Raw genomic sequence first — 13,295 nt, 5'->3', positions numbered from 1 at the left:
CCACGGCGGGCCCTCTCTTCATGGAGAGACATGCTCACCTTCGACGTCGTCATCTGGTCCATCCGGCAGCGAAAAGGCCGGCCAAAGCCCTGGGAACTCCGCTGGCGCGTCGGAGCCGAGGGGCACTCTAAGAGCTTCACCCTCAAACCGCAGGCTGACGGTCGCCGCTCCCAGCTCATGGCCGCCCTGCGAGCAGGGCAGCAGTTCGACGAGGAGACCGGGCTCCCCGAAAAGGAGCTTGCCGCCCTCGCGATGCCGACGTGGTACGAGCACGCCAAGGCGTACGCACTGATGAAGTGGCCCGGCGCGGCGGCGAAGCATCGGGCGAGCATCGCGGAATCCCTCGCGGTCGTAACGCCTGTCTTCTCGGCCGACACCGGCACCCGACCCGATGCCCGCGTGCTCCGCGCCGCTCTGTACCAGTGGGCGTTCCGGGCCGTGGACGGTCCGAAGGATCAGCTCGTCTCCCGAGCCGACGCTCAAGAGCTTCCCGAGAACGTCCGGAAGGCATTGGAGTGGGTTTGTCAGCACTCGATGCGGGTGGACGAAGCCGCGAAGCCGGAACACGTACGCGCGGCGCTCACGGCCCTTTCACGGCTACTGGATGGGAAGCCTGCGGCGGAGAACACCGCCAACCGGAAGCGCATGGTGCTGAGCAACGCCTTCCGTTACGCGGTTGAGGAACGCGCCCTCCTCACCCGCCACCCGTTTCTGTCGGTGGACTGGGCAGCTCCCCAGACTTCGGACGAGGTCGATTTCCGGTGGGTGCCCGGCCCTCGACTCGCTCGCGCGCTGCTCGCCGCCGTGGCCGCGCAGGGACTCCGTGGTGAGCATCTGGAGGCGTTCTACGGGGCCGTCTACTACGTGGCGACGCGCCCCGGCGAAGCTGCGGCGCTCAAGGAGTCGGACTTCATCCTGCCACCGGAGAGCGAGCCGGAGGCGTGGGGCGAAGTGCTGGTGTCCGAGAGCCACCCCGAAGTCGGGAGCGGCTGGACCGATACTGGGAAGTCCCACGACGAGCGCGGCCTGAAACACCGGGCCCGAAAGGCCGTACGAGCCGTTCCCGTCCCGCCGATATACGTGCGCATGGTCCGCACCCACATCGCGCGCTTCGGTGTCGCACCGGACGGTCGGCTGTTTCGGGCGGTGCGCGGCGGCCGTCTAACGTCGAATGAATACTCCGAAGTCTGGAGCGAGGCGCGGAAGGTCGTGCTCAGCAAGCAGGAGCTTCGGACCGCGCTGGCAGAGGTCCCGTACTCCCTGCGGCACGCGGCCATCTCTCTGTGGATCAAGTCCGGCATGGACCCGGTGGAGGCCGCCTACCGCGCCGGCCACAGCCTCGCGGTGCTCTACCGGTTCTACGCCAAGCTCCTCAAGGGCGGGTCGGCGGCGGCCAACCGGCTCGTTGAGCTGGGGCTTCGCGCCGAGGAGTAGGGCTGATCCTGGCCCGCGTATGGCCCACACGCCCTGGTCGGCACCGGGAATCAGGGGCGTGAGGTGAGACAAGGTGAGCGCAGAGGGCGGGCCCCGGTTCGGAGACCCGCCCTCTGACCTGCTGCTTCTCTCACCTGCGGTGGGTGTGGGATTTGAACCCACGGTGACATCGCTGCCACGACGGTTTTCAAGACCGTTCCCTTAGGCCACTCGGGCAACCCACCCTCGCCCCGTCCACCAGGGGCGGAGCGGATACAGCGTACCGGCCTCACTCCCTTTGCGGGGACCGTGGTCCACCACAGGTCCAGATCTTGAAAGCTCCGATGCTCCGGCGCCAGAGCGGGCCACCAGCCAGAATACGGGTCGCCCCGAGAGCCATCTCGTCATTCTGACGCGAAAAGGCCCAAACCTGCGTCCTCCTCCGGATCGGTCTGAGATCCGTAGCCGCACCTCGACGGCCAGCCAGGGCTACGGGGTTCCTGCCCGCGACTGCAACAGTGGCCCCCTGATCCGGCTCGGGGGCCACTGGACGAAGTGCTTCGGGTCGTGGTCGCCTTCGGCACCCCGTTCGCTCTAGGCGGCTCGAAGCGTGCGAGTCCGCTCGTTGAAATCGGCGACGAGGGGGTGCGCACCGAATGGAACCATGCTGCGGCGCACGTCCTGCACTGCCGCGATCGCTCGGGAAGACTTCACACGGCGTGCGAGGGACAGCGTCTTGACGCCCGCGGAGTGAGCCGCTTCGAGGTCATTCCGTTGCAGGTGGGTCACTGCGAGTGCTGCCTGCGACATGGCCCCACGCCTGGCCCGTCCCTGAGCCTGGGCATGCTGGATCGATTGCCGGGCGTGCTCCGCTGCGTGGTCTGGCTGGTGAAGATCTCGAAAGGCGTTTGCATGTTCACCATGCAGGTAGGCGGCATCAATGAACTTCGCCCACACCGGCTCGGTGGAGTGATCGACCTGGGCAAACGCCTTCTCGGACGCAGCCACTGCCCGTGCCGTGGCAGGCTTGTCGCCCATCACCGCGAGGGCACGCGCTTCCAGCGCCCACAGGTCGGCCAGGCAAGCCAGTGAATCGGCCCGCGCAAGCCCGTGCCGGCCTGCCTGGGCAAGGCTGCGTCCCTCGGAAGGATTGCCTGTCAGAGTGGCTTGGTCTGCCATACCGGCCAGTACATGCGCACCTAGTGCCGCGTCCTGTGACTCCTCCGCAAGCCGCAACGCTTGAATCAGGTATCGCTGTGCCGTGCCGTGCTCCCCGTCGTCGAACGCCATCCAACCGAGCAAGTAGGTCTGCTCAGCAGCAGCGGCACAGAGGGCTCGCCGCACCTGGTCGGAGTAGGTCCGGCGAAGCAAGGGGTACACATGCTCGTTCATATACTGGGTCAGGACTAGGCGGCCTGACCCACCGCCCTGCATGACGTCAGTGTTTTGGAACGCTTCGAACATGTTCTGAACGCTCGTCACGTCTTCAAGCCCCACTCTGGGGCCGGGCCGTGCCTCCTGGTCCAGCGTGTTGACAAGCCAATCACGTGACGGCCCTATGCCAGCAGCCGCCGCAAAAGGCGTTGCCGCCAGGAACTTCCTGCGATCCATGTCGGCTCTCCCAAGCTCGGTCACTGACTCGACAGTTACAGCCCAAGATGGGCTGTACGTCAGAGGGCGGTCAAGGTCGGGCGACTTCCCCAACCCGAGATCGTACGTCGTGATGCGTCGGCCGAAGTGTTCCGAGAAGACATCAGCGATCAACCCTGGGAGCGGATGTCTTGCCTGCTGACCATTCACCCAACGACGCACGGCCGTAGCGTCAGGATTGATGTGCCGGTGTCCAGACACCATCGCTTGGGCGTGGACACGACGTGCAAGCTCGCCGTTGCTCATCTGTGAACGTGCGAGTGCATCGGCCAGTAACTGGTTCGGGTATTTCACGGCTGCGCCCATCCTTCCGTTGTCCGGGGAAGTGCCAGGGTTTGCCACCCGTATGAAGCTACCCCGTTCGCCTCGACTCCAGTTGGCTTGTGTAGCAGCTCACCGCAAGCAGCGAAAGGGCGTGGCAACGATGGCGGACCGGACCCGCAACCCTGCCCCGGCTGACAGCTCGCTTCGGAGCGGGTACGTGTCCGGGCTACGCGGAAAGGGCGGCTGGCACGCTGCACGCCGTTCAAGCAGGGCTGAAGCAGTTGGTCGCATGAGGTCCGGCCGTGAACCCGAACCTGTTGAGGGCTGCGGGATCTGCGCGGGGTACGCCCGGCTCCGCACCTACTCCCAGACGTGGCGCGGGCAGCGCGGCGACGGCCGCCGTCAGGCTGAGCGCGCGAGCGACGAGATCAGGAATCACCCCCACAAGCCTGCGATGGAGGAGGCTGAGTGAACACGCCAGGAGGCCGCTACCGGCCCAAAACCGGCGACGTGGTCAAGGATGCCTCGCACGAGCGTGTGGGGCGCGTCATGGACCACGTAGGGACCGTTTATCAGCTCCGCCCGCTGAACGGCGGACGGGAATGGGAAGCCCCTGCCTCTGCCCTGAGTCCCGCCGTTCAGTCCGACGCCCTGAGCACCGCCGTTGCCGAGGCCAACGCGCAGAGCAGGGGCTACCGGTGAAGGCGGTGTTGGCGCGCTGGCGGGCGAAGTGGTGTCCCTTGGAGGCGCTCGGCCGCAAGGCCGAACGGTACGAAGGACCCGCCTACGCCCTGGCCGTCTACCTGGGCATGACCGCAATCGTCGCTCTCGGCGCACTGGGGGAACTGTGACCGGGCCGGATGTACGCCGCATCTGCGGCGCGGAGACGCCCGTGTCCCGCTCGCTGAAACGGCTCATGTTCTGCCTGCACCCCGAAGAGGCCAAGAACCCTGAGGGGATGGAACGCGACCTGCGGTGCCCGCTGGAAGACCACCAGGACCAGCGAACGCATTCTGCACTGGCATGGGTGCTGAAGGATGCCAGCAAGGGTGAGATGTGGGTCTCGTGGGACGAGGCCGGGCAGGTGATGGTACGGGTGCGGCCGGACTGCCCCGCCCTCACCGGAGACGGGGTTCATGACGAAGCCTGCGGGCTCTTCCTGGATCATCCCGGAGGGCACAGCTTCGAACTTCTTGATCCAGAGGAAGAAGCGTTCAAGGCCAGTCCGGAGTACGCGCGGATCACGGCCCTGGTCAATTCCTGTCTCGATTCCTGAACCACCAGACTCCCGCCCCTTGCCTCTCGTGGATCATGTTTCTGCTCACCACTTGGGAACGCGGGGCGGGTAAAGGGCCCGTCCGGCTGTCGGCGGCCGGACGGGCCACGCACCCAGGGATTACCGAAGAATGATCCGGTACTGAGAGTTCAACGGAAAGGTAGTAACCATCTTGCACACTGTGTCTGGCTCCTCGGCCGGTGACGATGAACTGTTCGACTTGGTCGGCGCAGTCGGCACCGCGATCAACGCCAGCAGAGGCGAGGAATTGCCTTCCTCGATGAGGGAGGCCGCAGGCCAGGCGGCAGACGAATTGGCGGCGCAACTCGCCGATGAGCACCGGGCCGGCGGCTAGCAAGGCGTCCCGCACTCGCTGCCTAGTGATGTAGAGACTCCGCCCTCTGATTGGTGGGGGCGGACACCCTCTGGACCGATGCCCCCGGCACTGGCCTAGAGGAAGAAGGGGAGTCCCGTACCTCTCCTTGGCCCCGGTCCCCAACCGGCCCTGCGGGGCCGGGGCCCCAACCAGACTCCGCCCCCTGCCTCCTGACCCTCAAGCGGGCAGGCAGGGGCGGACCTTGCGGGGTACGAACACCCCAACTCTGAATAGGGGCTTGCTTATCGGGGCGTTCCCGCCCCTCAACTGGTGCGCGCTGACAGGATGGCTCCGACGGGTGTCAGAGGGGCACCCCGGAAGCCGAAAGAAGACGGGGAATGACCGCAACTCTGGTGACGCAAGCTCTGATTCTGGCGGGTGGCCAGGCGACCCGAATGCGTCCCTATACCGATGACGCACCCAAAGCCATGGTTCCCGTGGCCGGTGCACCCATCGTCGGCTATCAGCTTGCGTGGCTCGCGGAACACGGGGTGAAGTCTGTGACCATCAGCGGGGGCTACAAGCACGAAATGATCTCGGACTATGCGGGAGACGGCTCACGCTTCGGAGTCGAAACCCGCTACGCGATCGAAGACGAGCCGCTGGGCCGTGGCGGGGGACTCAAATACGCGGCGGCACGGCTGGCCGACCCGGGCGCACCCTTTTTCGTCCTGAACGGGGATGTCATCACGACGTTCTCACTCGCTGAGCTGTCCGATTACCACGGCCGGAAGGGTGCGGCTGTCACGGTCGCACTGTCTCCGTACCGCTCCAACTGGGGCGTGGCCGAGCTGGACGGCGACGACCGTATCCGGGGCTTCACCCAGTCCCCGGAACTGCCGTACTGGATCAACGCCGGAATCTACGTCTTCAACCCCGAGGTGGTCAGCCTCCTTCCCGACAAGGGAGACCACGAGGACAGCACGTTTCCCCGACTCGCCAAAGACGGGCGACTCGTCGGCTACCGGCTGTCCGGCTACTGGCGGGGAATCGACACCGTGAAAGACGTCATCGAAGCATCCAAGGAAGTCCGCGACTCAGGGACATTGCTCCCGGAAGAGTTCCGCACCACGGATTCCAACTGAGTAGTGGGCCAGCGTCGGCCCACTGAGCCGAGAGGGCACGACAACCGTGATCAACGCGAACAAGGTAATCGGAAGCCATAACGTTCTGTTCGTCACGCTCGACTCCCTGCGCTACGACGTAGCGCGGGCAACGCTGCACGCTGGCCGTACTCCGAACATCGAGAACCTGCTACCAAACGGACTGTGGGAAGAACGCCGTACACAAGGGACCTTCACCCTTCCCGCGCACATGGCGTTCTTCTCCGGCTTCCTCCCCGTACTGTCTGGCCCCCAACGCCACGGGCGCTTACTCGCCTGCCACGCCGTACGGGGAACGACCATCACCGAACGAACCTATGTATTCGACGCGCCGGACATCGTGACCGGCCTGTCCGGTCTCGGATACCGCACCGTCTGCATTGGCGGAGTCGGCTTCTTCTCGAACCAAACCAAACTGGGTCGGGTCCTGCCCGGACTCTTCCAGGAAAGCCACTGGAGTCCCGAGACAGGAACCGACAACCCGGACTCCACCCGCCACCAAGTCGACATCGCCCTACAAACCCTCCGAGAGCAGAGGGCAGGGAAGCCGCTGTTCCTGTTCCTCAACGTCTCCGCCACGCACACCCCGCACCATGCGTATCTCCCAGGGGAGACGGAGGACACGTGGGAGAGCCAGTGTGCCGCGCTGGCCTACGTGGACGGGGAGCTTGGCCGACTGCTCACAGCCATGCCCGCTGCGGGGCCGTGGCTGGTGATGATCTGCGCGGATCACGGCGACGCGATGGGCGAAGACGCTCACCACGGCCACGGCATCGCACACCCCACCGTGTGGAGCGTCCCCTACGCGGAAACTCTCATCCCCGCCGCCCAGCCGTAATTACAGGGGGCCTCGGTGCGCCCGCCCAACAGGGTAGGGCTGTGAGCCTCCAGGCGGGTTGGCCACGTGACCAACGCATGACCAACAGCGGTCCGAAACAGGCTGAAACGCCAGGTGAGGATGACCAACCCTCATAGAGTCCAAGGGGGTCAGGAAGGAGCATTCTCCCAGGTCAGCGAACTAATAGGCTGGTGCCCGAGTGGAGAGTTCAAGTCCCCCCTCGGACACCACCAGTTCTCTGCTGAAACCCCTGTTGACCAGGGGTTTTCTGCGTTTCTGGGCTGTGGTGCGACCGACCGTGACAGAGGAGCAGAGGCAGCGGCGGTGTTCAACCGCTCGCCCGCTCGCCCGCTCACATGATCCGGACGATGTGTTTGCCGCGGACGCCGCCGGCTTCCAGGGCCCGGTGGGCGTCGGCGATGCGGTCGAGTGGGTGGACGGTGTCCACGACGGGGACGAGGTCACCGTGCTCCGCGTAGCGGGTGATCTCGGCCAGCAGAGCGGTGCTGGGGGCGCCGCTGAAGGCGCGTATGCGTCCGGTTCCGTGGACGGTCGAGGCGAGGACGGTGGCGAGGGCGGTGAGCGGCCTGTTGAAGTCGGTGGTGATGGCGACCATGCGCCCGCCGGGAGCCAGCAGGCGGCGGAACCGGGACTGCTGGGTGCCGACGGTGTCGAGGACGACGTCGTAACGGCCCAGCTCGGAGACGGGGTTGGTGCGGTAGTCCAGTGCTTCGTCGGCGCCCAGGTCGCGGACGAAGCCGAGGTTGCCGGCGCCCGCGAGTGCGACGACATGGGCACCGAGGAGTTTGCCGATCTGTACGGCGACGCTGCCCACGCCTCCGCTGCCCCCACGGACCAGGAGGCGCTCACCGGGCTCGATGGCCGCCTTGTCGCGCAGAGCGGTCACGGACGTCGTCCCGCCGGCGAGCAGTGAGACCGCCTGCACCGGGGTGAGGTTGTGCGGGGCGGGGGCGATCAGGCGGGGGCGTACGGCGACGTACTCGGCCATACTGCCGGTCCTGCGTCCCAGCAGTCCCCACACCCGGTCACCTTCACGTACCCCGGTGACCGAAGCACCGACTTCGGCCACCTCCCCGGCGAAGTCGATCCCGCTGGTCCTGGGAAAGGCGCGGCCGGTCAGCAGTCGCACCTTTCCGGCCCGGTCGAGCAGCTCGCCGCCGTTGACTCCGGCGGCGTGCACCCGCACCAGCACCTCGTCGGGGGTGATGGCAGGGACCGGCCGCTTGCCCACGTAGAGGACCTCCGGGGGGCCGTAGCGGTCGAAGAGGGCCGCACGCATCTCGCTCATGATCTCGTCCTGTGTCACGTTCGGAGCCGCGGATACGCCGGGTGCGCCCGCTGATACGCTCACGCTAAACCGGTAAACGGATGACACCGTCCACTTAGCTCGAAGTGAGAGACATTGCCTGCTCAGCCATCTCACAAAGCGTCTGGGCACCCCGGCGAGCCCGGCGACACCGCCCCGGCCGCCCTGCGCGCAGATGCCCGGCACAACCGGGAACGTATCCTCGACGCCGCGCGCGAGGTGTTCGCGGCCCAGGGCGTGGATGCCCCCATGAGTACCGTCGCCCGCCGCGCCGGAGTCGGCGTGGCCACGCTCTACCGCCGCTTCCCCACCCGCGACGCACTCGTCACCGCCGCCTTCGCCGAGCAACTCGGCCTGTGCGCAGCTGCGTTCGACGAAGCCCTTGCCGACCCCGATCCCGGCCGGGGCCTGCGCGCGCTCCTGGAGGAGGTGTGCACCACACAGGTGACCGACCGGGGCTTCGCCGCCGTCTTCATGGCACAGTTCCCGTTCATGGCGCGGTCCCCGGACGGGCACGACTACGACCGCGAACGGGCCTGCGCCGAAGAGCGCCTGGCGCGGCTGGTCCGGCGGGCCCGCGAGGCCGGACAGCTGCGAGACGACTTCGACCCCGCCGACATCACGCTCCTGCTCATGGCCAACAGCGGCCTCGCCGGGCAACCGCGAGAAGCCGCCCTCGCCGCCTCCCGGCGCCTGCTCGCCTATCTCTTCCAGGCTTTCCGCGCACAGGACTCCGGCCCTCTCCCGCCTCCCGCGGTGATGGCACCGAGGGAGATCCGCCGGGCGCCGGGCCACCCGTGAACGCGCGTACGTGCGTCGTGGGCCGCCCGTGAACGCGCGTATGTGCGTCGTGGGCCGCCCGTGAACCCGAGTACGTCCGCGCGTTGGGCCGCCCTTGGCTACAGCCAGTCGTGTTCGCGGGCGTAGCGCGCCGCCTCGTGCCGGGTCCTCGTCTGGGTCTTCTGCATGGCGTTGGAGAGGTAGTTGCGTACCGTGCCCGCCGCGAGGTGGAGTCGGTCGGCGATGTCGGCGACCGAGTACCCTTCGCCGGTCACCCGCAGTACGTCGATCTCCCGGTCGGTGAGCGGACAGTCGTCGATGACGGCGAGCGCGGAGACATCCGGGTCGATCCATCGCTTGCCCTCGTGCAGTGTGGCGATGACCGCTGTGATGTGGGCCGGTTCGGCTGACTTGCTGACGAACCCCTGGACGCCGAGTTTGAGGGCCTTGCGCAGCACCCCCGGCCTGGCGTGGCGCGTCAGCATGAGGATCACCTGCTCCGGCCGCGCGCGCCGGATCTCCGCGACGGCACCGAGTCCGTCCACACCGGGCATCTCCAGATCGATGACGAGCACATCGGGCCGGTGCCGCAGAGCGGCCTTCACCGCCGCCGCACCGTCCGCCGCCTCGGCGAGTACGGTGATCTCGCCCTCCAGGGGAAGGAGCGCGGCCAGCGCCTTGCGGAGAAGGACCTCGTCGTCGGCCAGCACCACCGTGGTCATCGCGTCTCCTGCCGCGTCTTCGCCAGGGCCGTGCCGGCCGAAGGGTGCGGGAACGCCGCCGCCGTCAGGAACCGCCCGTCGCGCTGTTCCACCGTCAGCTCGCCTCCGTCGTCCGCCACTCGCTGTCTGAGCGCGGAGAGCCCTCTGAGTTCGGGTAGCGGACCCTCCCGTACGCCGTCGTTGACGATGGTGATGCCGGATCCGGAGAGCGTGATCCGCACCCGGGTGGCTTGCGCGTGCCGCAGGATGTTGGTCGTCGTCTCGCGGAGCACCTGGCCGAGCAGCTCGCTCGTACGCGCGTCGGGCTCGGCCTCACGGTTGACACGTACGCGGATGCCCGCGGCTTCGAAGAGGTTCTTCGCGTTCTCCAGCTCCGCGGAGAGGTTGAGCCTGCGCTGTGCGTGGGCCAGCTCCTTGGTCTGGCTGATGGTGTCGCTGACCAGGGTGTACATCTCGCGCAGCTCCTGCTCCACCCGGTCGGCGTCGCTGTGCACCAGCTTCTGGGCCAGCGCGATCTTCAGCTTCACCACATGCAGCGTGTGGCCCTGGATATCGTGCAGATCGCCGGCGAAGCGGACGCGCTCCCGGATGACGGCCAGCTCCGCCTCGCGCTCCCGTGACGCCTCCAGCTCCGCGACGAGGCCGTAGAACCTCTGGTTGGGGAACATCAGACCGGTGATCACCGCGGTGGCGCCCGCGGGCACGATGACGAACTCGATCAGTACGCCGATGACGTCGGCCTGCGTCACCAGCAGCCTTGCGGCGCCCACCGCGGCGACGTAGGTGGTGAGACCCACAGCTGCCGCGCCGCGGTGGCGCGGCAGCCGGGGGATGGTGTGGGAGCCCACGATCGCGATGCCGTAGAACGCGGTATGACCGTCGGTGAGCGCCCCGAACAGCCACACGGCCGCCGTGATGACCAGGCAGGGGAGCGCGACGCTGAAGATGTCGCCCGCCGCCCACCGTACGAACGCCACGATGGCCGCCGCCACGCCCACGCTCAGGACGGCGGCCTGCAACCAGGTCTCGGCATCGCGCGCCACCTGGAGCACCCCGACGGCGGCGAGCAGCGGGAGCAGCATGACGAGATTGAGGCTGCGCAGCCGGGCCCGGGTCGCCGAGGACAGCTGGACGGGCCCGGGGCGATTGGAGCGGCCGGAGGGCTCGGAGTGGTCAGTGGGCTCGGAGTGGTCGGCCATCGCCTGGGCCGCCGCCCGGTCCGGCCTCATCGGCGGCACCCGACCGCAGCACCGCGCGGACCATGCGGAGGACGGCCGTACTCGGCCGTCGGCGGGATGCGCGGTGGTCGGGTGTGCATGGGTGGCTCTCCGAGATCGAACAGCAGATTCCGCCTCCCAGTATTCGTCCGGCGGAGCGATGCCACCAGTGACACCGTGTCATGGCCGCACCCGCCGAATGTCATCGTGAAGTGGTGACACAGTCGCACTGACGGCTGGTCGCGGCCGCTGCTGTGATCGAAGCATGTCCTCAACACCAGTCATCGACGTCGAACGGCTGAACCTCACCTACGGCGACTTCCACGCAGTGAAGGATCTGTCGTTCCAGGTGGCGCGCGGGGAGCTGTACGCGCTGCTGGGCACGAACGGGGCGGGCAAGACCTCGACCCTGGAGATCATCGAAGGCCACCGGGCACCCACCTCGGGAACCGTACGGGTGTTCGGGCGTGGCCCGCGCGACCGGCGTGCCGTACGGCCCAGGACCGGCATCATGCTCCAGGAGAGCGGGTTCTCCCCGGACCTCACGGTGAAGGAATCCGTCCGGCTGATCGGACGGCTCACCGGGCGGGCGGACACGGTCCAGCGCGTGCTCAGCCTCGTCGACCTCACCCACAAGGCCGGCACCAGGGTCTCCCAGCTCTCGGGCGGCGAGAAGCGACGGCTGGACTTCGCCACCGCCGTGTACGGAACACCGGAGCTGGTCTTCCTGGACGAGCCGACGACCGGCTTGGACATCCAGTCCCGGGACGCCCTGTGGGACGCCGTGGACAAGCTGCGTGAGGACGGATCCACCGTGGTGCTCACCACCCACTACCTGGAGGAGGCCCAGCAGCGCGCCGACCGTATCGGGCTCATGCACAAGGGCGCCTTCCACACGGAGGGGACCGTCGCCGAACTGACGGGGGCCCTGCCGGCCACCATCCGCTTCTCCCTGCCTGCCGCCGCACCACCGCTGCCGCTGCCGGCCGCCCGCCAGAGCGACGGCAGGCTGTGCGTCGAGACCTTCGGTCTGCAGAAGGACCTCTACACCCTGCTCGGCTGGGCGCGGCACAACGGGCTGGAGCTACGGGAACTCGAAGCCGGGCCGACCCGGCTCGACGATGTCTTCCGCGCCATCGCCATCGGCAGCGGCAGCGACTAGAGACATCCAGCTACTCCAGCTACTCCAGCTACTCCGGCTGCTCCAGGTGCTCCCGGAGCCCCCTCCCGTACCCCCGCGTACCTCCCGGCCCCCCGGACCTCCCGTACCCCCCGTACCTCCCGGAACCTCCCGACAAAGGGACCCTCACCATGCTCTCCATCGCGCTCAGCGAGCTGATCCAGATCTTCCGGAACCGGTTGGTGCTGGTCAGCAGTTTCCTCATGCCCACAGCGGTCAGCTCCTACTTCGTCTACCAGCACGAGACCTTCGCGAAGCTGGGCAGTCTGGGATACATCGCGGCGGTGGTGGTGTTCACGGTGGGGGCGTTCGGGCTCTACGCCACCACCGTGACCACGCTGGCCTCACGCCGGCAGAACCTCTTCCTCAAGCGGCTGCGCTCCACCGCTGCGGGGGACGCCGAGATCCTCTCCGGCCTGCTCGTCCCGGTCACCGCCATCGCGCTGGTCCAGGTCACCGTGATCCTCGTCGTACTGGCCGTGGTGGCGGGCGAGCCGACCGATGTTCTCCTGCTGGCGGTCGCGGTCCTCGCGACGGTGGTCATGATGCTCGGCCTGGGGCTGGCCACGGCCGGAGTGACGAACTCTCCCGAGCACGCCCAGGTGACCACCCTGCCGATCAGTATCGGCACCATCGCCGTGTCCGGCTGGGTGGGGATCTCCGGAACCGGGGAACTCGGCCTGCTCAAGCGGCTGCTTCCCGGCGGCTCGGCCACCGAACTGGTCGTCAACGCGTGGAACGGCGGTGTCGCCGTCGCGGACTCCCTGATCCTGCTGGTGCCCACCCTCGGCTGGGTCGTCGTCTCCGTCGCGCTGGCCGCCCGCCTCTTCCGGTGGGAGCCGCGCCGCTGACACCGGTCGCCGGGCACGCCGAGTGGTGCCGCCGGGTCAGCGTGGCGCGGTGTCGACGGCCAGGCCGTGCAGGAGGGTTCCGGTGGTGTCGGGGTCCTCGAACATCGGGGTGTGGCCGACCCCGCCGAGGATCTCGATCCGGGCGTGGGGGACCCGGCGGTAGTCCTGGGCGGCGACCGGCGGACCGCGACCCGCTGCCCGTACCGCCCGGCCGGGGCCCCCGGCTGGCTACGGAGCCGTGGTGAACAGCTTCCGGAGCTTGTCCGACATCCACTGCCCCGCCGTCACGGCATCGGAG

Annotated in this window: 15 protein-coding genes and 1 tRNA gene; 11 read left to right on the top strand and 5 right to left on the bottom strand. The window is 67.8% G+C overall.

Going from position 1 to position 13,295, the window contains the following annotated elements:
* The coding region (locus ACWF94_RS16915; RefSeq protein WP_453488243.1) for a hypothetical protein at positions 1–1,434 on the top strand (1,434 nt) is incomplete at its 5' end.
* Positions 1,435–1,571: 137 nt separating this feature from the next.
* On the opposite strand, the gene ACWF94_RS16910 is transcribed toward ACWF94_RS16915, so the two are convergent.
* Both ACWF94_RS16910 and ACWF94_RS16905 read right to left on the bottom strand, forming a co-directional pair.
* Positions 1,572–1,658 (bottom strand) — tRNA-Ser (locus ACWF94_RS16910).
* A gap of 349 nt (positions 1,659–2,007) precedes the next feature.
* Positions 2,008–3,357 (bottom strand): transcriptional regulator, encoded by a 1,350-nt coding sequence (locus ACWF94_RS16905; protein ID WP_453488241.1) that lies wholly within the window; start codon positions 3,355–3,357, stop codon positions 2,008–2,010.
* A gap of 438 nt (positions 3,358–3,795) precedes the next feature.
* Here ACWF94_RS16905 and ACWF94_RS16900 point away from each other — a divergent pair, with 438 nt between their 5' ends.
* From ACWF94_RS16900 to ACWF94_RS16875, 6 genes are all read left to right on the top strand, one after another.
* A complete protein-coding gene (locus ACWF94_RS16900) occupies positions 3,796–4,029 on the top strand; it encodes a hypothetical protein (protein WP_453488239.1) in 234 nt (77 codons plus the stop codon).
* A complete protein-coding gene (locus tag ACWF94_RS16895) occupies positions 4,026–4,178 on the top strand; it encodes a hypothetical protein (RefSeq protein WP_453488237.1) in 153 nt (50 codons plus the stop codon). Before ACWF94_RS16900 ends, ACWF94_RS16895 begins: the two co-directional genes overlap by 4 nt.
* Before the next feature lie 41 nt (positions 4,179–4,219).
* Positions 4,220–4,603 carry a hypothetical protein gene (locus ACWF94_RS16890; RefSeq protein ID WP_453488235.1) on the top strand — a complete coding sequence of 128 codons (384 nt, stop codon included), beginning with the start codon at positions 4,220–4,222 and terminating at the stop codon, positions 4,601–4,603.
* A gap of 172 nt (positions 4,604–4,775) precedes the next feature.
* Complete coding sequence (locus ACWF94_RS16885) at positions 4,776–4,958, top strand: hypothetical protein (RefSeq protein ID WP_453488233.1); 183 nt, start codon at positions 4,776–4,778, stop codon at positions 4,956–4,958.
* A 359-nt stretch (positions 4,959–5,317) separates the two neighbouring features.
* On the top strand, positions 5,318–6,064 hold the full coding sequence (locus ACWF94_RS16880) for a nucleotidyltransferase family protein (RefSeq protein ID WP_453488231.1): 747 nt from the start codon (positions 5,318–5,320) through the stop codon (positions 6,062–6,064).
* 46 nt (positions 6,065–6,110) lie between these two features.
* On the top strand, positions 6,111–6,920 hold the full coding sequence (locus tag ACWF94_RS16875; RefSeq protein WP_453488229.1) for an STM4013/SEN3800 family hydrolase: 810 nt from the start codon (positions 6,111–6,113) through the stop codon (positions 6,918–6,920).
* 352 nt (positions 6,921–7,272) lie between these two features.
* Here ACWF94_RS16875 and ACWF94_RS16870 read toward each other — a convergent pair whose 3' ends face one another.
* Positions 7,273–8,229, bottom strand: coding sequence for an NAD(P)-dependent alcohol dehydrogenase (locus tag ACWF94_RS16870; protein ID WP_453488227.1), 957 nt, complete (start codon positions 8,227–8,229; stop codon positions 7,273–7,275).
* Positions 8,230–8,343: 114 nt separating this feature from the next.
* Here ACWF94_RS16870 and ACWF94_RS16865 point away from each other — a divergent pair, with 114 nt between their 5' ends.
* Positions 8,344–9,048, top strand: a complete 705-nt coding sequence (locus ACWF94_RS16865; RefSeq protein WP_453488225.1) for a TetR/AcrR family transcriptional regulator — start codon at positions 8,344–8,346, stop codon at positions 9,046–9,048.
* A 98-nt stretch (positions 9,049–9,146) separates the two neighbouring features.
* Here ACWF94_RS16865 and ACWF94_RS16860 read toward each other — a convergent pair whose 3' ends face one another.
* A complete protein-coding gene (locus ACWF94_RS16860) occupies positions 9,147–9,749 on the bottom strand; it encodes a response regulator (RefSeq protein ID WP_453488223.1) in 603 nt (200 codons plus the stop codon).
* Positions 9,746–10,978, bottom strand: coding sequence for a sensor histidine kinase (locus tag ACWF94_RS16855; protein WP_453488221.1), 1,233 nt, complete (start codon positions 10,976–10,978; stop codon positions 9,746–9,748). Before ACWF94_RS16855 ends, ACWF94_RS16860 begins: the two co-directional genes overlap by 4 nt.
* Before the next feature lie 253 nt (positions 10,979–11,231).
* Here ACWF94_RS16855 and ACWF94_RS16850 point away from each other — a divergent pair, with 253 nt between their 5' ends.
* The 3 genes from ACWF94_RS16850 to ACWF94_RS16840 all read left to right on the top strand — a co-directional run.
* Positions 11,232–12,128, top strand: coding sequence for an ABC transporter ATP-binding protein (locus tag ACWF94_RS16850; protein ID WP_453488219.1), 897 nt, complete (start codon positions 11,232–11,234; stop codon positions 12,126–12,128).
* A 149-nt stretch (positions 12,129–12,277) separates the two neighbouring features.
* Positions 12,278–12,997, top strand: coding sequence for an ABC transporter permease (locus ACWF94_RS16845; protein ID WP_453488217.1), 720 nt, complete (start codon positions 12,278–12,280; stop codon positions 12,995–12,997).
* A gap of 111 nt (positions 12,998–13,108) precedes the next feature.
* Positions 13,109–13,295, top strand: a 187-nt coding sequence (locus tag ACWF94_RS16840) for a hypothetical protein (RefSeq protein WP_453488215.1), incomplete at its 3' end; no start/stop codon positions are given.

It is taken from the genome of Streptomyces sp. NPDC055078 (assembly GCF_053607985.1).
The sequence above is the reverse complement of the archived record's forward strand: the minus strand, read 5'-3'. Positions and strand labels throughout refer to the sequence as shown.